We start from the raw sequence: 23,380 nt of genomic DNA, 5'->3' as shown, positions 1-23,380 counted from the left end.
GCAGCGCGAGCGCCTTCTGCTAAACCCGCAAGAGAGATTTCGGACTTCTCTGGCATCCTTACGGCGTGAAGCTCGAAGAACTCGGTACTCCCGATCGTGCACTCATCACCTCGATCTCAGTCGAAGGTCTTTTTGGGCGTTACAGTTACCAGCTCGACGTCCCACAGGCTAACGATAGTCGCCTCGTACTGGTCCACGGCAGCAACGGCACCGGTAAGACTACGGTCCTAAAGCTCATTTGGAATGTTCTCAGTTCGGCTGACGACAAAGGCCACCGAACTCAGATTGCCCGCGTCCCATTCAAACGTCTCATCATCACCTTCGCCGACGGCTCGGTCCTGACTTGCCGCAAGAAGGACGACCTACTGGGCGACTTTGAGATTGTTGTCAAGCGGCGCGGCGAGCCGATGGCCGTCGCTCAGTACGTCGTTAGCGATGGCGCAATCGTGCCCAACCAAGATGAGCGACGACGCTCGATCCAAGTCGGGCACAAGCGGGACAAAGCAGGATGGCGCGTCGTAGACATGCTTCCAGGAATGGAGGTCGTCGACGAGCCGGATGGCGACGCCATATACCTCGCCTTCTTGGAGGAGATGGGTTTTATGCCTCTCTTCCTTGCCGACGATCGCACGCTATACAGCGACGACGAAGAGATCGCAAGACAACGGGAAAGATTCGCTCGTCAGGAGGAAGAGCGCTTCATGCGGGGAGGCCGACACCTCCTACACACACGCTCCAGCGACCTAGCGGCGGCCGAACTACGGATGACGCTTCGTCGCCTTACCGACTGGTCGCGGCAGTTGACGCTTGGAGGCCAGAACACGGGATCGGCAGGCGCAAACAGCATTTATCGCGACGTACTCGTGCAGTTGGCATCCAACGCGTCTCCTGGAGCCAGCAACCTGTCTTCACCTGACGATCTCATGATGGCAGTAGCAGAGGCTGGAAATGCGTCCGCTAGATTCGAAGAGTTCGATCTAGTTCCCAGCTTTCCGAGCGAAGAATATTTGCTGCTATTGAGCCAGTTGAGAAGCCAAGGCGGAGAGAAGTTGCTACTGGCGCAACAGATTCTATCGCCGTACTTAGCCTCGCTTCAGACACGCTTCTCGGCTCTTGAAGAACTTGAGGCGGTCGTACGGAAACTCGTATCACTACTTAACGACTTCCTTGAAGAAAAGACTGTGGGGTTCAATCCGGCCTCGGGCCTGATGATTTTCACTCCGTCCGGCGAGCCGCTGGATCCGACCAGCCTCAGTTCCGGTGAACGTCAACTGGTCATGCTCTTCTGCACCGCGGTTCTCGCCCGTCGCAACAGCAGACTTTTCATCATTGACGAACCGGAACTGAGCCTGGGGGTGAAGTGGCAGAGGAAGTTGATCGACGCGTTGCTGTCGTTGACCGAAGGCACTCCGATGCAGTTGATTGTCGCCACTCACTCGATCGAAATCTCTTCAGGGAATCCTGAGGCATTGGTCGGCCTGAAGTAGGTATATCCCGTGTATTCTGCGCCTGAGCGGCGCACCCCGAGTGAACTCCGCGTCCTCTATGAAGTTCAACCGGATGTGCGCGACGTAATCGTCGAAGGTCGCGTCGACCGGCGACTTGTCTCGTGGTATCTCCACGAGCGTGGAGGCGGGCGCGCCCGGGTGTACGCGGTCGATGACCGGATCGACCCTCAGTCCTTGACCTCGCCGGGCTCCAATCCCGGCAAGCGCGATTACGTGATTGCCCTGGCTCAAGAAGTTGGCGGCCTCGAAGAGCCGTCGATCACCTGCGTGGTCGATTCAGACCGGGATGGGTTTGGCGCTAATCAGGACGAAGGGGCCAGCGAGGTCCTCCTTCGGACAGATTTCGGCAGCATGGACGCCTACGCCTTTCAACAACGCCCGCTCCAACAAATGTTGAGCGTCGGGCTCGGGCGAGATTTCTCGGCATCCACTCTCATTAGTGACCTGACACCACTGCTCGTAGACCTCGCGGTCGCGCGAAGGGCCCTGCACGAGGTAGGGGTACCCGTTGTCGATCGATTCGTGCGCGCAATCTCGAAGAAGGGCGGGGACGCACGGATAGAGGTTCCCGAACTCATTAGACGATCACTCGCCGCGCGAGGTGAATCAAGTAGCCTCGACGAGGTTGTCGGGCGCGCCGAGTATTTTCACTCCTTAGTACCAGCGGATCCTCGCCTTATCATTCGCGGCCACGATATCGCGCCCCTGATTGCGTGGCATCAGAACCTGAGTGGCGACCATGCAAGGTCAGCAAACCTCGAAAGCATGATGAGAACTAGCCTGCAAGCTTCCGATCTCGATGACTATCCATTGTTCCAAGAACTCAGACGACGAGTCTGCTGAGGACAACTCAGCGCTACCGTGATTGGCGATCTCGCAGTCGAGGGTCTCGGGGGTCTTCGCTATCGGCTCGCAATAGTTCCGCCTCCTTCGCCGATAGAGCGGGCTGCGGACGCGAGGACGGCGCGTCCGGTGGTCGGCGCCCTCGCGCCTTCCTGGCTGGCAATCCGCGCGCACTGCACCGACCTCAAGAGGACGAGGACGGACCAGGCGAGTACGAACTCATCGGCGCTCGAAACCCCGAGACGATCACAACCGGCGTGAGCAGCGGCCGGACCGTTGAGCTCGGGATCATGTCGATCCTGTCGTGCCGAGGCGGCGGTGTCGGCCAGGCCTCTATGAAGACACTGGTCTCGTCGGCAGGCGATGGGTTGAGGGACGATGTCGCCTGCGCGGCCGGCGACGCTCCGCAATATGCGCCCGCGGGCAGCCGAGACCACTCGATCGGCAAGCCGTGCCCCTTAGGGGTCACGGCCGGTCCTAGTCATCCACTCGCCGCCGAAGGTTGCCGCATACTCGTTCCCACGGCACGGCGCCGACTTTGGTCGCTGAGACGCACCCGCAACCAACCCGAGCAGTACAGCGCTGCGACAACCGCACATCGGGCACTGCCCTCGACCTTCGAGCCCGAAAGTACGAAGCCCCGGGTCCGAGGACCCGGGGCTTCGTCACACGTGCGCGAGGGGGGAGTTGAACCGGCGGAATACCACGCTCGATCACGCTGGAACGACCGTCCTGAGCGTGGTCTCGGCCTCCCGTTGTCTCCGGTTTGCTCCCGTTACCTCGGGGTGGTGCACCCCAGGGGTGCACCAGCCAGTGTTGAGTTGAGACCAGCCCTCGAGGCCGGTCATCCGATCCTATGCCCATCCCTCAGCCCCGCCAGAGATCGATGGGTCCGATCGGGTCAAGTCCCGCGTACGACGCCGATCGCGCCTACTAGCTGCTCTTCACCGGACCGATGAGTGAGATCGTTCTCCAGGTTCCTCGCGCACGACTGGGCGTCAGGGACTCGATCGTCCGCGATTCGACTGCAAGAACGCTCGTCGCAGGTCCTCGCCTGACCGTGCTGCGCCACTTCCTCGCAGGTCTGCTGGCCGCCGGGAACGAGCCCGCGGAGGAGCTCGACACGGTCGCGGAGATCGCGGACATGGCGACCGAGTTGCGATCGGGTTCTCCGACGTGAACACCTTCATCAGGGCCTTCCGCCGGACGCACGGCGAGACCCCGGAGGGCTGGCGCCGCGCCTCGTCACCCCGATGAAGGGAGTCCGGCGTGATGCCCGTCGCATCGCCGGACCGAGTGCCGGAGGGTGGAACCTCGCGATGGCGACCCGACGAACCTGCCAGAGACCATGCCAGCATGACCGATGCAACCACCAGCGTCGCCGCGGCGCAGGCAGTGCGCGCCGCGGCTGCGCGGCTTCTCACCGCTGCCGCGGCCGGAGAGCCCTGCGCGCCAGTTCGCGACCTGATCGGAGCCGACGACGTCCATGCCGCCTACGCCGTCCAGGAACTGGTCACCCAGGCGCGCGTGGCCGCCGGCACAGCGGTGACGGGCCGCAAGATCGGACTGACATCGGAGGCGGTGCAGCGACAGCTGGGCGTGGACCAGCCCGACTTCGGGTTCCTCTTCTCCGACATGGCCTACCTCGGAGGAGACGTCGTACCTGTCGGCGCAGTCCTCCAGCCACGTGTTGAAGCCGAGATCGCCTTCACCCTGGCGAGCGATCTGGCCGAAGGACGTCTGGACGAGGCCCAGGTCCGTGCGGCGATAGGCCATGCCATCCCTGCGCTTGAGATCTGCGGCAGCCGGATCAGCGGGTGGGACATCCGGTTCGGCGACACGGTCGCGGACAACGCGTCCGCCGGAGCGTACGTCCTGGGTCCGGTGCGCGCCCGGCTCGACCAGTTCGAACCCCGCGTCGCCCAGATGACGATGTCGATCGACGGCGTCGAGGTCTCGAGCGGAACTGGTGCAGCGTGCGTCGGCGATCCGATCAATGCAGTCGTATGGCTCGCCCAGAAGGCCCGCGAGCTCGGCGAGCCGCTTCGGGCGGGGCAGGTCGTGCTCTCGGGCGCGCTCGGCCCGATGCGACCGGTGGCTCCTGGCCAGACCGTTCGCGCCGAGATCTCGGGCCTCGGATCCGTCACCTTCACTCTCGATGAGCCCAACGACAAGGAGCAGGTATGACTCGCACACAACGCACCAAGGTCGCGATCATCGGGTCGGGCAACATCGGCACCGACCTGATGCTCAAGGTGATGAAGACCAGCGAGCACCTCGAGATGGGAGCCATGGTCGGCATCGACCCTGCCTCTGACGGCCTCGCCCGCGCGCGCGACCTCGGCGTGGCGACGACGCACGAAGGTGTCGCCGGACTGGTGGCACTCCCCGAATTCTGTGACATCGAGATCGTCTTCGACGCGACGTCTGCCGGGGCGCACGAGAAGAATGCGGCGCTCCTCCAGCCCTTGGGAAAGCGACTCATCGACCTCACCCCGGCGGCGATCGGTCCCTATGTGATTCCCGCCGTGAACATCGACGAGCACCTGGGCGCGCCCAACGTGAACATGGTGACCTGTGGCGGTCAGGCCACGATCCCGATCGTCGCCGCGGTGTCCAGGGTGGCTCCGGTTGCCTACGCGGAGATCGTCGCCTCGATCGCGTCCAAGTCGGCCGGCCCCGGGACGCGAGCCAACATCGACGAGTTCACGGAGACGACCTCGGGTGCGATCACCGAGGTTGGGGGCGCGGAGCGGGGCAAGGCGATCATCATCCTCAACCCGGCCGAACCGCCGCTGATGATGCGCGACACCGTCTTCGCGCTCGTCTCCCTCCATCACGAGAGCCAGGAGCAGGAGATCTGCCGGTCGGTCGAGAAGATGGTGCAGGACGTCGCGGCGTACGTGCCTGGCTATCGCCTCAAGCAACCCGTCCAGATCAACGCGATCCCGGATGACCAGCCCGTCGAGACGTTGATCGAGGAGGGACACGAACGGCCCACACACCAGGTCTCGGTCCTCCTCGAGGTGGAGGGGGCAGCGCACTACCTCCCTGCCTACGCCGGCAACCTCGACATCATGACCTCGGCAGCGCTGCAAATGGCCGAGCGCATCGCTGCTGCCTCGAACGAAAGCTGAGAACACCCCATGTCCACTCGAATTTTCGTCCAGGACGTCACCCTGCGTGACGGCATGCACGCCGTCCGGCACCGGATGGCCCCCGAGGACGTCGCTCGCATCGTGACCGCCCTCGATGACGCCGGTGTCGACGGGATCGAGGTGGCGCACGGAGATGGCCTCGCCGGGGGCTCCGTCAACTATGGACCCGGGTCTCACACTGACTGGGAATGGCTTGAGGCTGCGGCGAGCGCCATCCGCAACGCGCGGCTGACCACACTTCTTCTCCCCGGGGTCGGAACCATCCACGAGCTCAAGCGTGCCTATGACCTGGGCGTGCGGTCCGTGCGGATCGCAACCCACTGCACGGAGGCCGACATCTCTGCGCAGCACATCGCCGCTGCGCGGGAGCTCGGCATGGATGTATCGGGCTTCCTCATGTTGTCCCACATGGCTGGGCCCGAGGAGCTGGCGCAGCAGGCGAAGCTCATGGAGTCGTACGGCGCCCACTGCGTCTACGTCACCGATTCAGGCGGCCGGCTGACGATGAAGGATGTGGCTGCACGGGTGACGGCATACCGCGACGTCCTCGACCCCGGCACGGAGATCGGCATCCATGCGCACGAGAACCTGTCGTTGTCCGTGGCCAACTCGGTGGTCGCGGTCGAGCACGGTGTGTACCGGGTCGACGCCTCGCTGGCCGGTCAGGGCGCCGGGGCGGGCAACTGTCCGATCGAGCCCTTCGTCGCCGTCGCGAATCTCCTCGGCTTCGAGCACGGGTGCGATCTCTTCCGGCTGCAGGACGCCGCCGACGACGTCGTCCGGCCCCTGCAGGACCGCCCGGTGCGGGTCGACCGCGAGACTCTCACCCTGGGCTACGCCGGCGTGTACTCGAGCTTCCTGCGCCACGCCGAGAACGCGTCGAAGCGCTACGACGTCGACGTGAGGGACCTGTTGATGGAGTGTGGCCGCCGCGGGCTGGTGGGCGGCCAGGAGGACATGATCATCGACATCGCCCTCGACGTCGTGGCGTCCAGGACGAACTGACGCAAGCGCGTACGATGACGGGCTCCGGCGTGTGCCGGAGCCCGTTGTCGTTGGCGACGCCCCTCAGTGCGGCACGGTGCGCACGCCCTCGATCCAAGCGTCGAGATTGCGCACGGGATAGCCATGGGTGGAGACGATCAGCTGGGGCTCGAGCTCGGTGAGCTTCCAACGGGAAGCGACGGCCGCCTCGGGGTTGTGGTGCAGCCTCGTCGGCATGTGCAGCCACCGGGGTCTGTCAGGATCGGTCGACAGGTTGATGGGACCGTCGCCGACCACCAGCGTGCCGTCGGCCTCCCTCCAGAACGCCAGCAGACCGGGGCTGTGACCAGGCTGTGCCAGCACCTTGAACCCGGCCACCTCGTCGCCCTCACGGAGTCGGCGATCGACCTTCCGTCGTTTGCGGCCCAGCGGCGCGATCCAGTACTTGCCACCTGCGCCGGCGTGGTAGGCGATGCTGCCACTCTCGAAGTCGTCCGCCTCGACCGCGCTCATCGCGAGGGGCGCGCCGGTGTGGTTGCACAACCAGGCGGTCGAGCCGACGTGGTCACCGTGGGCGTGGGTCACCACGTGCTCCGCCACGTCCCGCCCCTTGAGGTAGCGCGCGAAGCGGCGTCGCGACCAGGGCGGACCTGCGTCGATGACGACGTCGCCGTCCGGTCCGTCGAGGACCACGGTGTTGAAGACATTGCGAGGGAAGAGGGCGCCGACATGCACTCCGTCGGCCACCTTAGTCAGCGCGGACATGCAGCGAGCGTCGCACGGTCCCGCGCCCGCCACGAGTCCCGATCCCGTACCACTCGGGCGGCCATCGGCCTCGGATTCCGCACCGTGGAACCTCAGGCTGCTCGAACCCCGATTGCCGTTGACGGCGTTGCGAGTCCTGCTGTCCACTGGAACTCCCATGCACGCTCGAGCCACACGGGGGCGTAGCCAATGAGCATCACGACCGATCACCATCCGCTGGGCGTGCCGGCGACCGAGTTCTGCGCGATCTCGGCCGGCACCCGGCTGCTCGGCGACAGGTGGACGCTGATGGTCGTGCACGAGATGCTCGGCGGTGCGCGTCGTTTCAACGAGATTCACCGTGGCCTACCCACGCTGTCGCGATCGATGCTCGCCGCACGACTGCGCAATCTCGAGCGAATGGGCGTAGCGCTCAAACAGCCCGTCCAGGGCACCAACTGGCACGAGTACGTTCTCACTCCCTCGGGAATGGCGCTGCGCGATGTTCTGGCGGCGATGGGGTCCTGGGCCAGCACCTGGCAGCTGTCGCCGGAGACACCCGTCGGAGTGCCGGCGCTCCTGGTCGGCCTGCAGCGGAGCCTTCAGGTCACCTCGCTCCCCCAGCCCAAGGTCTGCATCGAGTTCCAGTTCCCCCAGCACGTGCATTCCCGAGGCTGGCTCCATGCCGAGCGTAGACACGTGCGCTCCTCGGTCGACGGCCCCGAGGCCGATGTCGATCTCCTGGTCCAGACCAGTCCGGTCGTGCTGGACGATCTCTGGCACGGCCGCCGCGTCTGCGAGCAGACAATCGCCGCCGGCGAGATCCGCTTCACGGGACCCGGGCAACTGGTCCAAGGGTTTCGGCACTGGTTCCGCCCCGCCGAGGATCCGACCGACTAGGTGTACCCGGGGCGCCGCCGGTACGACATCCGGACTGGCCGTGCGCGCTGCCGTCGCGGTTGGCTGGGAACGCCCTGGAGAGAGGACGAGGATCCCCGGATGAGTTCAGCGACCGAGCACAACAAGCAATGCGTGCGCGCCTTCTATGCTGCGCTCGTCAGTGCGGACTTCGACACTGCCAGTGCCATGTGCCACGGAGATTTCGTCTTCTACGGTCAGCTGGACACGCCGCGGCCCGGCGCGCAGGGTTTCATGGCGGCGGAGCAGGGCCATCTCGATGCCTTTGCCCACATGACCATGACGGTCGAGACGCTGGTTGCCGAGGGCGACAAGGTTGCCGCTCTGGTGATCGTCGAAGGCGAGCACGTTGGCGAGTACTACGGAGTGCAGCCCACGGGACGGCACCTACGTATGTCCATGCTCAACATGTTCACCTTCGCCGACGGGCTCATCATCGAAAAGCGCGCCCACTACGACCGCCTCGACCACATCCAGCAGCTGACCGCTAGCTGATCCGCCCGGCGCTCGCCCCGACCAGTTGAGCGAAGCGAGTTGCGATCACTGCGGACGTTCGGCGTACCGACGGGTCTGCCTCAAACAGTTCCTCGACACCCTCGGCCACCTTGCGCATCTCCTCCGGATCGGGGCTGCTGAAGATGCCGGCCCAGACGGCGTAGGTCGTGGGTGCGATCTCGGGATGGAACTGGAGCCCCCAGGCGCAGTCAGCGATCCGGAAGGCCTGGTGAGGGTAGTCCTCGGACGATCCGAGCAGAACCGCGTCGTCCGGTAGCGCGGCGATCATGTCGCCGTGCATCGACGCCACGGGGAACTCGGGGCCAAAGCCGTGCAGGAGCGGATCATCGAGGACAGCTCCGGAGGTCCGCACCGTGACCACTCCGGCCTCGACGCCCTCATTCCCGAGCACGACCTTGCCACCGAAGGCCTGGGACAGGAGCTGTCCGCCGAGGCAGATCCCCAAGGTGGGAGCACCCTGCGCCACAGCGTCGCGCTGAAGCGCTCGGATGTCCTCGAGCCATGGATATGCCGCGTCCTCGTACGCACCCATCTTGCCGCCCAGGACGATCAGGCCGTCAGCGTCCAACGTGCTCGGCACCTCGTGTCCGCTGAACGGCTGCACAATGGTGAGCTGCACTCCTAAGCCCTGCAGCCACGCTTCGAACCGATCCAATGGATCGGCCCGATCAGGCTGGATGACGAGAACTCGCGGACCAGGTTTCACATCGTTCATGCGCCTCTTCTCTCAGTGATGCGACGAATGCGCGGCGACCGAGGTCTCTCAACACTCGATGACGTTGACGGCGAGACCTCCGCGGGAGGTCTCCTTGTACTTCACGTGCATGTCGCGACCGGTGTCGCGCATGGTCTTGATGGCCTTGTCGAGCGACACCTTGTGGTGACCGGTCCCGTTGATCGCCAGGCGTGCGGCGTTGATGGCCTTCACCGACGCGATGGCGTTGCGCTCGATGCAGGGGATCTGGACCAGTCCGCCGACCGGGTCGCAGGTGAGGCCGAGGTTGTGCTCGATGCCCACCTCGGCGGCGTTCTCGACCTGGGTCGGCGTACCGCCGAGGACCTCGCAGAGCGCTCCCGCGGCCATCGCGCAGGCCGAGCCGACCTCGCCCTGGCAGCCGACCTCGGCCCCGGAGATCGAGGCGTTCTCCTTGAACAGGATCCCGACCGCGGCGGCGGTGAGCAGGAAGCGCACCACGCCGTCGTCGTCCGCGCCGGGGACGAAGCGCGTGTAGTAGTGCAGCACCGCCGGGATGATCCCCGCAGCGCCGTTGGTGGGTGCGGTGACGACGCGGCCGCCGGAGGCGTTCTCCTCGTTGACCGCGAGCGCGAACAGGTTGACCCAGTCGATGACGTCGAGCGGGTCGCCGCCCTCGGCCCGGGCGCCGAGGTCGGCGTACAGGCCGGGGGCGCGCCGCGGCACCTTGAGCCCGCCCGGGAGCACGCCCTCGGCGCTGCAGCCCGCGCGGACGCACTCCTGCATGACCGCCCAGATCTCCAGCAGCCCGGTCCGGACCTCGGCCTCGGTGCGCCACGACAGCTCGTTGGCGAGCATCACGTCGCTGACCCGGAGGCCCGTGTCCTCACAGATCGCGAGCAGCTCGGCGCCCGTCGTGAACGGGTACCGGATCTCCGTCCGGTCGACCACCACGCGATCCGCGCCGACCGCGTCCTCGTCGACGACGAAGCCGCCGCCGACCGAGTAGTAGGTGCGCTCGCGGATGGCGCCCTCGATGCCGTACGCCGTGAAGGTCATCCCGTTGGGGTGGGCCGGGAGCGACCGGCGGCGGTGCAGGACGAGGTCGTCGGCGGCGTCGAAGCGGACGGTCCGCCTGCCGGCGAGCTCGATCGTCTGGTCGCGTCGTACGACGTCGAGCCGGCCTCGCGCGGCGACGACGTCCACGGTCGCCGGCTGCTCCCCCTCGAGCCCGAGCACGACGGCCCCCTCGGAGCCGTGACCGTGCCCGGTGGCGCCGAGGGAACCGAACAGCTCGGCCTTCACGCGCAGGGTGGCGTCGAGCAGGCCGTCGGCGGCCAGCCCGTCGGCGAAGGTCTTCGCGGCCCGCATCGGCCCGACGGTGTGCGACGACGAGGGGCCGATGCCGATGGAGTAGAGGTCGAAGGTGCTTAGCGGCACGTCGCACCCCGGCGCTCGATCGCCTGCCGGTGGAGCCGTCCGGCCCGGTACGACGAACGGACCAGCGGTCCCGAGAGGACTCCCGCGAACCCGATCTCCTCGGCCTCGGCGGCGAGCTCGACGAACTCCTCGGGCTTGACCCACCGCTCCACGGGGTGGTGGCGCGGCGAGGGACGCAGGTACTGGGTGATCGTCACCAGCTCGCAACCCGCCTCGTGCAGGTCGCGCAGGGCCTGGGAGACCTCGTCGCGGGTCTCGCCCATGCCGAGGATCAGGTTCGACTTGGTGACCAGCCCGAACGCCCGGGCCTGGGTCAGCACGTCGAGCGAACGGTCGTACCGGAACGCGGGGCGGATCCGCTTGAAGATCCGCGGCACGGTCTCCACGTTGTGGGCCAGCACCTCCGGGCGCGACTCGAACACCTCGGCCAGCAGCTCGGGACGGCCGTTGAAGTCGGGGATCAGGTTCTCCACCCCCGTGGCGCCCCCCTCGTTGTCAGCAGTGAGCTCGTGGATCGCACGCACCGTCTCGGCGTACAGCCACGCCCCACCGTCCGGGAGGTCGTCGCGGGCGACGCCGGTGATGGTGGCGTACTTGAGCTCCATCTGCTGCACCGACTCCGCCACCCGGCGCGGCTCGTCGCGGTCCAGCGGCTGGGGCTTGCCGGTGTCGATCTGGCAGAAGTCACAGCGGCGCGTGCACTGGTCGCCACCGATGAGGAAGGTCGCCTCGCGGTCCTCCCAGCACTCGAAGATGTTCGGGCACCCGGCCTCCTGGCAGACCGTGTGCAGCCCCTCGGACTTCACCAGCTTCTGCAGCGACCGGTACTCCGGACCCATCGTCGCCTTCGTGCGGATCCACGACGGCTTCCGCTCGATCGGCGTCTCCGCGTTGCGGACCTCCAGCCGGAGGAGCCTGCGCCCCTCCGGCACGACGGCCGTCACCGGCCCGCGTAGAGCGGGTGCGCGGCGGCGAGGGCCGCGACGCGGTCGCGCAGCTTCGCGGCCACTCCCTCGTCGTACGACGGCTTGAGCGCCTCGGCGATGACGTCGGCGACCTCCGCGAAGGCCTCCGCGCCGAACCCGCGGGTGGCCAGGGCCGGCGTACCGATCCGCAGGCCGGAGGTCACCATCGGCGGGCGCGGGTCGAAGGGCACCGCGTTGCGGTTGACCGTCAGCCCGATGGAGTGCAGCCGGTCCTCGGCCTGCTGCCCGTCGAGCGCGGAGTCACGCAGGTCGACGAGCACCAGGTGCACCTCGGTGCCGCCGGTGAGCACGGACACCCCGGCCTCGGCGACGTCCGGCTGGGTGAGCCGCTCGGCGATGATCCGGGCGCCCTCGAGGGTGCGCTCCTGCCGCTCCTTGAACTCGGGCGAGGCCGCCATCTTGAAGGCCACCGCCTTCGCCGCGACGACGTGCTCGAGCGGACCGCCCTGCTGGCCGGGGAACACCGCACTGTTGATCTTCTTCGCCAGCTCGGCCTTGCTCAGGATCACGCCGCCACGCGGACCGCCGAGGGTCTTGTGCGTGGTCGTGGTGACGATGTCGGCGTAGGGCACCGGGCTCGGGTGCAGCCCGGTGGCCACCAGGCCGGCGAAGTGCGCCATGTCGACCATGAGGTAGGCACCGACGAGGTCGGCGATGCGGCGGAACTCCGCGAAGTCCAGCTGGCGCGGGTACGCCGACCAGCCGGCCACGATCAGCTTCGGCCGGTGCTCCAGCGCGAGCCGCTCGACCTCGGCCATGTCGACCCGGAAGTCCTGGTCGTCCACGTGGTAGGCCACGACGTCGTAGAGCTTGCCGGAGAAGTTGATCCGCATGCCGTGGGTCAGGTGGCCGCCGTGCGCGAGGTCGAGACCGAGGATCGTGTCGCCCGGGTCGAGCAGCGCGAACATCGCGGCCGCGTTGGCCTGCGCGCCCGAGTGGGGCTGCACGTTGGCGGCCTCGGCACCGAAGAGCTCCTTGACCCGGTCGATCGCGAGCTGCTCGATGACGTCGACGTGCTCGCAGCCGCCGTAGTAGCGGCGTCCGGGGTAGCCCTCGGCGTACTTGTTGGTCAGGACCGAGCCCTGCGCCTCCATGACGGCGACGGGGGCGAAGTTCTCCGACGCGATCAGCTCGAGGGTGGACTGCTGGCGGGCCAGCTCGGCGGAGATGGCCGCGTGGACGTCGGGGTCGTAGTCGACCAGTCGCTGGTCGAGCATGTCAGGCCTCCAGCAGCGCGTCGTAGGCCGCGGCGTCGAGCAGGTCCGTGGTCGCGGTGACCTTGACGACGAAGAGCCAGCCCTCGCCGAAGGGGTCGCTGTTGACCAGGCTCGGGTCGCTGTCGACGTCCTTGTTGACCTCGACGACCTCGCCGGTCACCGGCGAGTAGAGGTCGCTGACGGACTTGGTGGACTCGAGCTCGCCGCAGGTCTGGCCCGCGGTGACGGTGTCGCCGACGGCCGGCAGGTCGACGTAGACGATGTCGCCGAGGGCGTCGGCGGCGTAGGCGGTGACGCCGACGCGGGCGGTCTCGCCGTCGAGGGCGACCCACTCGTGCTCGGCGGTGTACTGGAGGTGGGTGGGGTTGCTCATCGGGTGCTCCTGGTGGTGTCGGTGCGGGAAGGGGCGGTCAGCGGGCGCGGGAGTAGAACGGGAGCTCGAAGACGTCGGCGTCCTCGAGCGTGCCGCGCAGGGAGACGGCGACGCGGGTGCCGGGTACGGCGAGGTGCGGCGGGACGTAGGCCATGGCGATCGGCTTCTCCAGGGTCGGCGACGGGGCGCCGCTGGTGACCTCGCCGACCTCGGCGCCGGTCGCCGGGTCGACGACCGGGTAGCCCGCGCGCGGCGAGCGGCGGCCGGTCGAGACCAGGCCGACGAGCACCCGGGCCGGGCCCTCCTCCTTGCGCTTCGCCAACGCGTCCTGGCCGACGAAGCCGCCGGGCTTGTCGAGCACGACGACGCGGCCCAGGTTCGCCTCGTACGGCGTGGTGTCGCGGCTCAGCTCGTGGCCGTAGAGCGGCATGCCCGCCTCCAGGCGCAGCGTGTCGCGGCAGGCGAGCCCGGCGGGGACCAGGCCGTGGGCCTCCCCCGCCTGCGCCAGAGCGGCCCAGACGGCGGGGGCGTCGGCCGGGCGGCAGTAGACCTCGAAGCCGTCCTCGCCGGTGTAGCCGGTGCGCGCGAGGAGGACCTCGACCGCGCCGTCAGCGGCAGCGACCGTGCCGGCGTCGATGGCGTAGTACTTCAGCGACGGCACGTCGAGCTCGGTCAGCGCGGCGATGATCGCGGCGGACGCGGGCCCCTGGACCGCCAGCAGCGCCCAGTCGGCGGACGTGTCGCGGACCGTGACGTCGTACCCCTCGGCCCGGGCGGCGATCTCCGGCGCGACGACGGCGACGTTGCTGGCGTTGGCGACGACGAGGTAGTGCTCGTCGGCCAGGCGGTAGACGACGAGGTCGTCGATGATGCCGCCGTCCTCGGCGCAGATCATCGAGTAGCGCGCCCGGCCGACGCCGATCGCCGACGGGCGGCCGACGAGGGCGTGGTCGAGCGCGGCGCCGGCGCCCGGCCCGGTCAGCTCGATCTCGCCCATGTGGGTGAGGTCGAAGAGTCCCGCGGTCGTGCGGACGGCGCGGTGCTCGGCGAGCTCCGAGCTGTAGCGGACCGGCATCTGCCAGCCGGCGAAGTCGGTGAAGCTCGCCCCCAGGCCGGCATGGACCTCGTGCAGCGGGGTGGTTCGAGAGGACACGGCAGTGCTCCTAGGTGGTGGCGTGGGTGGGGTGGTCAGTTCTCGAAGTCGGAGATCGGCGGGCACGAGCAGACGAGGTTCCGGTCGCCGTAGGCCTGCTCGATGCGGCGAACCGGCGGCCAGTACTTGCCCGCGGGGGTGCCGGACGGGAAGACCGCCTCCTCGCGCGTGTACGGCGCCGTCCACTCCTCGACGAGGCAGGCGGCCGTGTGCGGGGCGTGCCGCAGCGGGCTGTCCTCCGCGCTCCAGCGGCCGGCGGCGACGGCGTCGATCTCGCCGCGGATCGCGACCATCGCCGCGACGAACCGGTCGAGCTCGGCGAGGTCCTCGGACTCGGTGGGCTCGATCATCAGCGTGCCCGGGACGGGGAAGCTCATGGTCGGCGCGTGGAAGCCGTGGTCGATGAGCCGCTTCGCGACGTCGTCGACGCTCACGCCGGTCTCGGCGGTGAGCGGGCGCAGGTCGACGATGCACTCGTGCGCGACCAGGCCGTTCTCCGCGGTGTAGAGCAGCGGGAAGTGAGGCGCGAGCCGGTGCGCGAGGTAGTTCGCCCCCAGCACCGCGGTCTGGGTCGCGCGGCGCAGGCCGTCGGCGCCCATCATCCGCACGTAGGCCCACGCGATCGGCAGGACGCCCGCCGAACCGTACGGCGCCGCGCTGATCGGGCCGATGCCCACGCGCTGCTCCGGGACCGGGTGCAGCGGGTGGCTCGGCAGGTACGGCGCCAGGTGGGCCGCGACCGCGACCGGGCCGACCCCCGGGCCGCCCCCGCCGTGCGGGATGGCGAAGGTCTTGTGCAGGTTCAGGTGCGAGACGTCGCCGCCGAACGTGCCCGGCCGGGCGATGCCGACGAGGGCGTTGAGGTTGGCACCGTCGACGTACACCTGGCCGCCGTGGCGGTGCACCAGGTCGCAGAGGTCGGTGATGCCGGTCTCGTAGACGCCGTGGGTGGAGGGGTAGGTGACCATCACCGCGGCGAGCCGGTCGGTGTGCTCGGCGCACTTCGCGGCCAGGTCGTCGAGGTCGACGGTTCCGTCCTCGCGGGAGGCCACCACGACGACCCGGAAGCCGGCGAGCACCGCGGAGGCGGCGTTGGTGCCGTGCGCGCTGGACGGGATCAGGCAGACGTCGCGCCGCGCCTCACCACGGTCGTGGTGGTACGCGCGGATCGCGAGCAGGCCGGCGAGCTCGCCCTGCGAGCCCGCGTTGGGCTGGATCGACACGGCGGCGTACCCGGTGATCTCGGCCAGCCACTCCTCGAGCTGCTCGACGAGCACGCGGTAGCCGGCGACGTCCTCGAGCGGGGCGAGCGGGTGCATGTCGGCGAAGCCGGGCCACGAGATGGGCTCCATCTCCGCGGTGGCGTTGAGCTTCATCGTGCAGGAGCCGAGCGGGATCATGCCGCGGTCCAGCGCGTAGTCCTTGTCGGAGAGCGCCCGCAGGTAGCGCAGCATCGCGGTCTCGGAGCGGTGCCGGTGGAAGACCGGGTGCTCGAGGAAGGCGGAGGTACGACGCAGCGCCGCGGGGATCCCGGTGCCCACCTGGACCATGACGCCACCGTCGGTCCGGGGCTCGACGGCGTCGACGACGGTCGCGACGTGCTCGGCGGTGGTGATCTCGGAGCAGGTGATGCCGACGTGCGTGGCGTCGACCGGGCGCAGCAGGATGCCGGCGGCGCGGGCGCGGGCGACGACGGCAACGGCGTCCGCGACCTCGACGACGACGGTGTCGAAGAAGTGCCGGTTGACCCGCCGCACGCCGCGCACCTCCAGCTCGGAGGCGATCTCGGCGGTGCGGGCGTGAACCTGGCCGGCGATCCGGCGCAGGCCGTCGGGCCCGTGGTAAACGGCGTACATCCCGGCGGTGATCGCCAGCAGCACCTGCGCGGTGCAGATGTTCGACGTCGCCTTGTCGCGGCGGATGTGCTGCTCGCGGGTCTGCAGCGCGAGGCGGTACGCCGGCTGTCCGGACGCGTCGATCGAGACACCGACGAGGCGGCCCGGCAGGTGCCGCTCGAGGCCCTCGCGCACGGCGATGAAGGCGGCGTGCGGGCCGCCGTAGAACATCGGGACGCCGAGCCGCTGCGTCGACCCGACCGCGATGTCGGCGCCGATCTCGCCGGGCGGCGTGAGCAGGGTCAGCGCGAGCGGGTCGCAGGTGACCGCCACCGCGGCGCCCCGGCCATGTGCGTCGTCGGCGAGCGGGCGCAGGTCGCGGACCTCCCCCGAGCAGCCGGGGTACGACGCCAGCAGGCCGAAGAAGTCGCCCTCCGGGAGCGGCCCGTCCAGGTCCACGAGCTCGACCTCGAGCCCGACCGCCTCGGCGCGGGTGCCGATGACGGCGAGCGTCTGCGGCAACGTGTCCGCGTCGACGAGCACCCGCGGGGACTTCGACCGCGACGCTCGGCGCATCAGCAGGATCGCCTCGACCACGGCCGTGGCCTCGTCGAGCAGCGAGGCGTTGGCCGTCGGCAGGCCGGTGAGGTCGCCGACGACGGTCTGGAAGTTGAGCAGGGCCTCGAGCCGACCCTGGCTGATCTCCGGCTGGTAGGGCGTGTACGCCGTGTACCAGGCCGGCGCCTCCAGCAGGTTGCGGCGGATCACCGGGGGCGTGATGGTCGGGTGGTAGCCGCAGCCGATCATCGCCACGCCGACGTCGTTGCGGCCCGCCAGCGCGGCCAGCTCTGCGAGCGCCTCGGCCTCGCTGGCCGCGGGCGGGAGCCGGAGCGGCTCCGGCGACACGATGCCGGCCGGCACCGCTGCGGCCATCAGGTCGTCGAGGCTCGAGTAGCCGATCTCGGCCAGCATCTTCGCCTGCGCGGCAGCGTCGCTGCCGATGTGGCGCTCGCTGAAGGGGGTCCCGAAAGGGGTGGGGTCGTTCGAGGACACGGAGGCTCCCGTCGTCGAGGGTGCACTGCACCCTGCTTCGCTTGCCTCCCCGCTCTGTCATGGGTGCCTGAGAGCTTCACCGCGACGAGCGGCTTGCACCGTGGGCGCAGGACACGGGTCCTGACTTTCCAGAGTTGCCTCGCGCGAGCAGTGATGGGGCCTGAGAGTTTCTCGGGGAGAGTTGCTCCTACGGCGCCCCGTCCCGACCCATCAGGCCAGACGGGGGCTCTCCTGCTTCGGCTTCGAACGGCCGGTGTTCAGTTGTACGTCGCCCACACCGTAGCCGAGCCTCGTCACGCCCGGCACCGACTGTCTGGCAACACCCACTGGAGCACGGCCCGGCCCGCCGTGGCCAGGACGCTGTGCCGGACCGCGGAACGCCACGTGCGGTCCGCCTCGTCCGGTCTCCACCGAAACCCGCGCGGTTCTGGGGCGTGGAACGTCACGCTTCCCAGCTCCCGACGCCCGGACTTGGATGGCCAGATGCCCCTTCCGACCGCCCGCGGAAACTGAGCCCGCATGAACGGCCAGGTCGGCAACTCGCCCTTTGACTTCGCTGCCGCCAGCCCGTTGTCCGACCTCTTCCGAGTGGCCAACGCAGTCCGCTCCGAGCTCACCAACCGCGTCCTGCGCCGATACGACCTGACCTGGACCGGGTTCATCGTCCTCGCCGTCGTGTGGAACTCGGACGGCGTCGAGACCCGACACGTCGCCGAGTGCGCCGACGTCTCGAAGGCCACGCTGACCGGGGTAGTGAAGACCCTCGAGGGCCGAGGGCTGCTCCTCCGGGAGGGCGACCAGCGGGACCGTCGCCTGGTCCGGCTCCGCCTGACCGACAAGGGCACCGCGCTGACGGAGCAGGTCCATCCCGAGTTCCACGCCGTCGAGTCCGCGATCATCAGTCAGCTCTCCGGCCGCAAGGTCAGCGCGCTCACCCGCACCCTGCGCGACATGCTCGACGCCGTCGAGGGCCACGTCGACACGCCAGCCACGACACGTGCCGGCGCCTGACCGGCCACTTCCTGGCTGGCCCCGCGCCTCTGTGGCACCGGTTCCGAAGTTGGGGGTGGCGCAGCACACATCAACGGCGTACGGTATTGGTATGAGGGCACGACCATTAGACGTATCAGTCCCCACTCTTGAGCACAGCACTCCTGACGGCGGGTCTGTCGGCAAGGCGATCTCGCTCCTGACCGCGTTCGGCGACGCCGCAGGCGGCGCGACCCTCACCGAACTCGCGCACATCGCCGGCGTTCCGAAGTCGACGGCCCATCGCCTGCTCGGTGTGCTGCGCGACGCTGGGCTCGTCGACCGGGACGGCATGGACTGGTACCTGTGCGCTCCGATGCTCCGCCTCGGAGCAGTGGCCCTGCGCGGCGGAGCGGGCGTCCTGCGCGAGGTCGCGCTGCCGTACCTCTCCGAGCTCTACGAGCTCACGCACGAGAACGTCCACCTCGGCGTCCTCGACGGCACCGACGTGGTCTACCTCGACAAGATCTACGGGCACCGCTCCACCTCGACACCGTCGCGCGTGGGCAGCAGGCTGAACGCACACACCTCCGGCCTCGGAAAGGCCATCCTGTCCCGGTCGGACCGGACGGCCGTCAAGCGCGTCCTCGACGGTGGACTCCGGCCGACGACGACGCGATCGATCGCGCTGCCGGGCATGTTCCTCCGTCAGCTCGAGGCTGCGCGCCAGGAAGGGGTGGCGTTCGACCGCGAGGAGTGCCGGGAGGGTCTCGTCTGCGTGGCCGCCCCCATCCTCGGCCCGTCCGGTCGGGCGGTGGCCGCCATCTCGGTAGCGGGCTCCGCACGAACCCTGAAGATCGACGCCATCGCGAGCGCCGTTCGCAACGCCGCGGTCCAGGTCTCCCGGAAGGCCGGGCCGGACGTCGACCTGATCGCCACCGGCACGTGACCTCCGCATCCGAACCATCGAAAGGACGCCCGTGAACCTGCGGACCCCACCTTCGCTCCCCCAACCGTTGATCGGCGTCACCGGCCAGTACCGGTACGGCCACGAGGTCGGCCGGCTGCCCGCGTTCGTCGGCCAGGAGCCGATCGAGGTCTTCCTCTCCCCCTACATCCGCAGCGTCGCCGGTGCCGGCGGCACGCCCGTGCTGCTCACGCGGGAAGCCGACCCCGTAGCAGTCGTCGACCGACTCGACGCACTGGTCCTCGCGGGCGGGGAGGACGTCGACCCGGGACGCTACGGCGGCATCCCCACCGAGTTCGCGACGGTGATGGACCCCGGGCGCGACGCGTTCGAGATCGGGCTGTTCGAAGCCGCTCTAGTGAAGGGCATCCCGGTGCTCGGAATCTGTCGGGGCTGCCAGCTCATCAACGTGGCTCGTGGCGGCACGCTCGTCCCCCATCTCTCGGCCTCCGACGGGCAGTCCCACTCCTTCTACGGCTATCCCGGGAACCACCGGCCGCAGATGGTGAACGTCACCGAGGACAGCGAGCTCTCCCGCGTCCTCGGTGCCCGGATCTCCGTGAACAGCTACCACCACCAGGCGGTCCTGACCCCCGGCGAGGGCGTCGTGGTCTCGGCGCGAGCTCTGGACGGGGTGGTGGAGGGCATCGAGATGCCCGACGCCGACGTCGTCGCCGTACAGTGGCACCCCGAGATGTTCGGCGGTGATCCCTTGTTCGACTGGCTCGTCGAGCGGGCCGTCGACAGGACCCGAGGAACTGACCTGAGTGAGCACTCCCTCCACGCCGCCGGATGAGCTGATCGACACCGACTCGCACTGGCACCGCCACGGCGAGGCGGTCCGCACGTCCACGGACGACGTCCACGCCCGCATCCGGGCCATGGTCCACGGCGGGCAGCTGCGTCCAGGGGACCGGCTGCCCGCCGAGCGACGTCTGAGCGAGATGTTCGCGGTGTCCCGGTCCACCCTTCGCGAGGCACTGAGCCGCCTTCGCGCGGAGGGCTACGTCGAGGTTCGTCGCGGCGTCGAAGGAGGAACGTTCGTCACCGAGCTCGCACAGCCCTACGCACGTTGGCTCGCGCAAATGGCTGACGACGGCTCCCTGCTGCGCGAGATCATCGACGTGCGCACGGCTGTCGAGTCGCACATCGCGTGGTTGGCTGCCGAACGGAGAACGGCCGAGGACCTGCAGCAGCTCGCCGAGGCGATCGACGTCGACGGTGACCGGCTGACGCCCCGTCAGTTCCGTGAGTCCGACAGCCGGTTCCACGGGCTGCTCGCTCGCGCGGCCGGCTCACCCCGGCTCCACCGGCTGATGGAGACTGCGCGGGGTGAGCTGTTCACGCCGGCAAGTGAGCCGCTCATCCTTCCTGGGACGATCGCGCGAAGCCACGAGGAGCACCACGGCATCCTGGCTGCGGTTCGCGCCGGCGACGGCAACAGGGCAGCCCAGCGGATGCGCGACCACCTGCATGCGACTTTCGATGACGTGTCGAGCGCAATTGAGTCGGCCGGCCACCTGTCACGATGACAGGCGACCGGCCGGCAGGCCGTGCGTGGTGTCCGGGGTCAGGAGCCTGAAGGCTGGTAGGCCCGTCCCAACAGGAACTCGGTGAGCACGGCGTCGTGCTCCTCAGGGCGCTCCCACTGCGGCCAGTGCCCCGCGCCGTCGATGCAGTAGAACTTGCCGTTCGGCAGAATGCTTGCGATGTACTCGCCGTAGTCGGGACCATCGCCCGGGTTGTGCTCGGTCCACAGCACCAGTGTCTCCGGCCGGTAGTCGACCAGGTCCTCCTCCGAGTAGGGCAGGTCCCAGCTCCAGTCCTTGTCCAGCCGGAAGACCTTCCGCATGGAGTCGTTGATGAGGGGATCCGAGTAGAGCGCCAGCCGGATCTCGACCATCTCGTCGGTCATCGACTCCGGTTCGGCGACGACCCACTCCAGCCGCTTGCGCATGGCCGCAGCGTTCGGGTCGACGACGACCTCGCGAGAGAGGCGGGCAAGCTCCCCCATGTCGCCCTTCACGGGCTTGAAGTCCGACTTGTTCAGCTTGACGTGTCCGAATCCGGTGTTGAGCACCACCTTGCGGGTGCGCTCAGGGTGGCTCAGCCCGAAGTGGAAGGCGATGGTGGCTCCCATCGACTCACCCTCGATGTGGACCGTGTCATGGCCCAAGGCATCGATCAGGTCGACCACGGCCTCGACCTGGTGGACATAGCGCTTGTCGTCGTCGTAGGGCTGCTTGTCGCTGAACCCGTGGTAGAGCGCGTCGATGCTGTAGACATGAAAGCCCTGCCGGGCCAGGCCGTGCATGTTCCGGGCGAACGACTCCGCGTGACCGCCGACTCCATGGATCAGGATGAGCGGCTCGCCGTCTGCGTCGCCACTCTCGATGACGCGGTGCCGCCAACGCGCGCCCTGCACGAACCTCGTCTGGGTCCCGAGCAGCTCGACGCTGAGCCGGGGCCAAGCGGAAAGCGGTCGGCAGTGGACGGCGGCGGAGAGCTGGAAGGTGTTGGTCATCGCAACGGGATCCTCACTTGTCGTTGATGGGTGTCGTCGCCTCAGCGCTGTCGGTTTCAACAGCGTCGGCGTCGGTGCGCTCGGGGTTCAGGCTCCCGACCCGGTCAGCCCGGAGAGTGGCCATGAGAGCCCCCGCGAGGGCGGCGGCCGGAATGAGCCAGGGCAGCATGCTGGACAGGCCGCCCGTCGCTCCGGACAGGAGCGACCAGTTGCGCAGAGCCAGCACGACGATCACGCAGATGCCGACGAAGGCAGCCACTGGCGCAATCAGCGTCTGCCACGCGGAGCCTTCGCCGCTGCGTCGCCCGTGGACGACGACTGCCACGGTCGCACTCGCCTGGAGCACGAAGATGCCCAAGGTGCCCAGACCGCTGAGCCATGCGAACAGCTGCAGAAAGGGGTCCGCACCGCCGACTGCAAAGCCCACCACACCGACCGCGGTGACCACCGAGACGGCGACGCTGGCGTTGCTCGGCGACTTGAACCGCTTATGGGTGGCGCCCAGCAGGGAGGGCAGTCCACCCGCACGCCCCAGCGACATCACGTATCGCGACAGGGTGTTGTGGAGGGCGAGCAGGGCTGCGAAGTAGCTCGTCAGGACCAGCACGGTGAGCACGTCGGTACTCCACGCTCCCAGGTACACCGGCATCACCTCGAGTACGAACCCACCCGGATTCGAAGCCGCCTGGTCGAGCACCTTGTCGTTGCCGTAGGCGTTGCCGAAGGACCACATCGTCAAGGCGTAGAAGACCGTGATCAGCACCACCGCCCCGTAGGTCGCGACGGCTACTGTCCGGCGGGGAGAGCGCGCCTCCTCACCGTAGATGGCGGTGGCCTCGAAGCCGAGGAACGCCACCGCGGCGAAGAGGAGTGCGATGCCGAAGCCGGTACCGCCGCTGATGGCCGACGGATCGAACCCGGCGAACGAGATGCCGTCCTCACCGCCCTTGCCGACGGTCGCGACATCGAAGAAGAAGAGGACGGAGATCTCGAGGACGATCAGCACGCCGAGCACCCGCATGTTGAGGTCCACGGCGCGGTGGCCCATGAAACCCACGAGAAGCCAGGCCAGCGTCGCGCAGACGAACCAGTCAGCCGAGATCCCCAGCGTCGAGTCGAGGGCGAAGCTCGCGAAGAAGCCGAACCCGCCGTACAGGCCCATGACGAAGACGCCGTAGGAGAGGACGGCCACGAACGCGCACGCAGAGGCAGCCCTCTTGCCCAACGCCACCTCGACGTAGGCCGCCAGGCCGGCAGCGCTCGTCACCTTGCCGCTCATGTAGGCATATCCCACCGAGAACAGCAGCAGCACCACGCCCACGATCAGGTAGGCGAGCGGCGCACCGACGCCTCCGAAGCCGAAGACGACGGGCGCGGTGGCCACCGAAGCCGCCAGTGGCGCTGCGGCAGCCACGACGAAGAAGACGATTCCGAGGACCCCCAGGGATCCTTCCTTCAGGGAACTGTTGCCCTGGACCTGCTGAGACATTTGCGGACT

Annotated in this window: 22 protein-coding genes and 1 riboswitch; of the genes, 12 read left to right on the top strand and 10 right to left on the bottom strand. The window is 68.4% G+C overall.

Translation table 11 applies throughout. From position 1 onward, the window contains the following. Nucleotides 1-65 precede the first annotated feature (65 nt). The 6 genes from BJ993_RS26330 (at nt 66) to dmpG (ending at nt 6,514) form a co-directional block, all read left to right on the top strand. Entirely contained in the window at nt 66-1,487 is a 1,422-nt protein-coding gene (locus BJ993_RS26330) for an AAA family ATPase (protein ID WP_179648772.1), read from the top strand. A 9-nt stretch (nt 1,488-1,496) separates the two neighbouring features. Further along, a complete protein-coding gene (locus tag BJ993_RS10735; protein ID WP_179648771.1) occupies nt 1,497-2,351 on the top strand; it encodes a hypothetical protein in 855 nt (284 codons plus the stop codon). Nucleotides 2,352-3,306: 955 nt separating this feature from the next. Beyond that, complete coding sequence (locus BJ993_RS10730; protein WP_179648770.1) at nt 3,307-3,531, top strand: hypothetical protein; 225 nt, start codon at nt 3,307-3,309, stop codon at nt 3,529-3,531. A 176-nt stretch (nt 3,532-3,707) separates the two neighbouring features. Beyond that, on the top strand, nt 3,708-4,538 hold the full coding sequence (locus BJ993_RS10725) for a 2-keto-4-pentenoate hydratase (protein WP_179648769.1): 831 nt from the start codon (nt 3,708-3,710) through the stop codon (nt 4,536-4,538). Beyond that, nucleotides 4,535-5,488, top strand: a complete 954-nt coding sequence (locus tag BJ993_RS10720) for an acetaldehyde dehydrogenase (acetylating) (RefSeq protein WP_179648768.1) — start codon at nt 4,535-4,537, stop codon at nt 5,486-5,488. Before BJ993_RS10725 ends, BJ993_RS10720 begins: the two co-directional genes overlap by 4 nt. Before the next feature lie 9 nt (nt 5,489-5,497). After that, nucleotides 5,498-6,514 carry a 4-hydroxy-2-oxovalerate aldolase gene (gene dmpG, locus BJ993_RS10715; RefSeq protein WP_179648767.1) on the top strand — a complete coding sequence of 339 codons (1,017 nt, stop codon included), beginning with the start codon at nt 5,498-5,500 and terminating at the stop codon, nt 6,512-6,514. A 63-nt stretch (nt 6,515-6,577) separates the two neighbouring features. Here dmpG and BJ993_RS10710 read toward each other — a convergent pair whose 3' ends face one another. Continuing rightward, nucleotides 6,578-7,405: an MBL fold metallo-hydrolase gene (locus BJ993_RS10710; RefSeq protein WP_179648766.1), complete on the bottom strand. Its 828-nt coding sequence runs from the start codon at nt 7,403-7,405 to the stop codon at nt 6,578-6,580. A 42-nt stretch (nt 7,406-7,447) separates the two neighbouring features. Between BJ993_RS10710 and BJ993_RS10705 the strand changes: the two genes are divergently transcribed. Together BJ993_RS10705 and BJ993_RS10700 are read left to right on the top strand one after the other, a co-directional pair. After that, a complete protein-coding gene (locus tag BJ993_RS10705; RefSeq protein WP_179648765.1) occupies nt 7,448-8,137 on the top strand; it encodes a winged helix-turn-helix transcriptional regulator in 690 nt (229 codons plus the stop codon). A gap of 99 nt (nt 8,138-8,236) precedes the next feature. Beyond that, nucleotides 8,237-8,650, top strand: a complete 414-nt coding sequence (locus tag BJ993_RS10700; protein WP_179648764.1) for an ester cyclase — start codon at nt 8,237-8,239, stop codon at nt 8,648-8,650. Here BJ993_RS10700 and BJ993_RS10695 read toward each other — a convergent pair. From BJ993_RS10695 to gcvP, 7 genes are read right to left on the bottom strand one after another with little or no spacing between them, the layout of a single operon-like run. Next, the gene (locus tag BJ993_RS10695; RefSeq protein WP_179648763.1) at nt 8,643-9,386 is read right to left on the bottom strand and encodes a type 1 glutamine amidotransferase; all 744 of its coding nucleotides are present in this window, start codon (nt 9,384-9,386) and stop codon (nt 8,643-8,645) included. The two genes, BJ993_RS10700 and BJ993_RS10695, sit on opposite strands and share 8 nt — an antisense overlap. A gap of 48 nt (nt 9,387-9,434) precedes the next feature. After that, nucleotides 9,435-10,805 (bottom strand): L-serine ammonia-lyase, encoded by a 1,371-nt coding sequence (locus BJ993_RS10690; protein WP_179648762.1) that lies wholly within the window; start codon nt 10,803-10,805, stop codon nt 9,435-9,437. Further along, on the bottom strand, nt 10,796-11,749 hold the full coding sequence (gene lipA / locus BJ993_RS10685; protein ID WP_179648761.1) for a lipoyl synthase: 954 nt from the start codon (nt 11,747-11,749) through the stop codon (nt 10,796-10,798). The genes BJ993_RS10690 and lipA overlap by 10 nt, the downstream gene beginning before the upstream one ends. Continuing rightward, nucleotides 11,746-13,008: a serine hydroxymethyltransferase gene (gene glyA / locus BJ993_RS10680; protein ID WP_179648760.1), complete on the bottom strand. Its 1,263-nt coding sequence runs from the start codon at nt 13,006-13,008 to the stop codon at nt 11,746-11,748. Before glyA ends, lipA begins: the two co-directional genes overlap by 4 nt. Nucleotide 13,009: 1 nt before the next feature. Further along, on the bottom strand, nt 13,010-13,381 hold the full coding sequence (gene gcvH / locus BJ993_RS10675) for a glycine cleavage system protein GcvH (RefSeq protein WP_179648759.1): 372 nt from the start codon (nt 13,379-13,381) through the stop codon (nt 13,010-13,012). Between the two features lie 37 nt (nt 13,382-13,418). Continuing rightward, nucleotides 13,419-14,534 (bottom strand): glycine cleavage system aminomethyltransferase GcvT, encoded by a 1,116-nt coding sequence (gene gcvT / locus BJ993_RS10670; RefSeq protein WP_179648758.1) that lies wholly within the window; start codon nt 14,532-14,534, stop codon nt 13,419-13,421. Between the two features lie 35 nt (nt 14,535-14,569). Beyond that, nucleotides 14,570-17,422, bottom strand: coding sequence for an aminomethyl-transferring glycine dehydrogenase (gene gcvP, locus BJ993_RS10665; protein WP_179648757.1), 2,853 nt, complete (start codon nt 17,420-17,422; stop codon nt 14,570-14,572). Between the two features lie 44 nt (nt 17,423-17,466). Then, nucleotides 17,467-17,564: riboswitch (glycine riboswitch) on the bottom strand. Nucleotides 17,565-17,941: 377 nt separating this feature from the next. Between gcvP and BJ993_RS10660 the strand changes: the two genes are divergently transcribed. The 4 genes from BJ993_RS10660 (at nt 17,942) to BJ993_RS10645 (ending at nt 20,890) form a co-directional block, all read left to right on the top strand. Then, nucleotides 17,942-18,433, top strand: coding sequence for a MarR family winged helix-turn-helix transcriptional regulator (locus BJ993_RS10660; protein ID WP_179648756.1), 492 nt, complete (start codon nt 17,942-17,944; stop codon nt 18,431-18,433). A gap of 91 nt (nt 18,434-18,524) precedes the next feature. Further along, the gene (locus BJ993_RS10655; RefSeq protein WP_179648755.1) at nt 18,525-19,340 is read left to right on the top strand and encodes an IclR family transcriptional regulator; all 816 of its coding nucleotides are present in this window, start codon (nt 18,525-18,527) and stop codon (nt 19,338-19,340) included. A gap of 31 nt (nt 19,341-19,371) precedes the next feature. Further along, a complete protein-coding gene (locus BJ993_RS10650; protein ID WP_179648754.1) occupies nt 19,372-20,154 on the top strand; it encodes a gamma-glutamyl-gamma-aminobutyrate hydrolase family protein in 783 nt (260 codons plus the stop codon). Then, the gene (locus tag BJ993_RS10645; protein WP_308645537.1) at nt 20,126-20,890 is read left to right on the top strand and encodes a FadR/GntR family transcriptional regulator; all 765 of its coding nucleotides are present in this window, start codon (nt 20,126-20,128) and stop codon (nt 20,888-20,890) included. The genes BJ993_RS10650 and BJ993_RS10645 overlap by 29 nt, the downstream gene beginning before the upstream one ends. A gap of 38 nt (nt 20,891-20,928) precedes the next feature. Here BJ993_RS10645 and BJ993_RS10640 read toward each other — a convergent pair whose 3' ends face one another. Together BJ993_RS10640 and BJ993_RS10635 are read right to left on the bottom strand one after the other, a co-directional pair. Beyond that, entirely contained in the window at nt 20,929-21,882 is a 954-nt protein-coding gene (locus BJ993_RS10640; protein WP_179648752.1) for an alpha/beta fold hydrolase, read from the bottom strand. Between the two features lie 13 nt (nt 21,883-21,895). Then, nucleotides 21,896-23,371, bottom strand: a complete 1,476-nt coding sequence (locus tag BJ993_RS10635) for an APC family permease (protein ID WP_218864672.1) — start codon at nt 23,369-23,371, stop codon at nt 21,896-21,898. Between the last annotated feature and the right edge of the window lie 9 nt (nt 23,372-23,380).

It is taken from the genome of Nocardioides aromaticivorans (assembly GCF_013408525.1).
In the GTDB taxonomy this organism is placed as follows: domain Bacteria; phylum Actinomycetota; class Actinomycetes; order Propionibacteriales; family Nocardioidaceae; genus Nocardioides; species Nocardioides aromaticivorans.
This window is presented reverse-complemented; position numbering and strand designations above follow the sequence as displayed.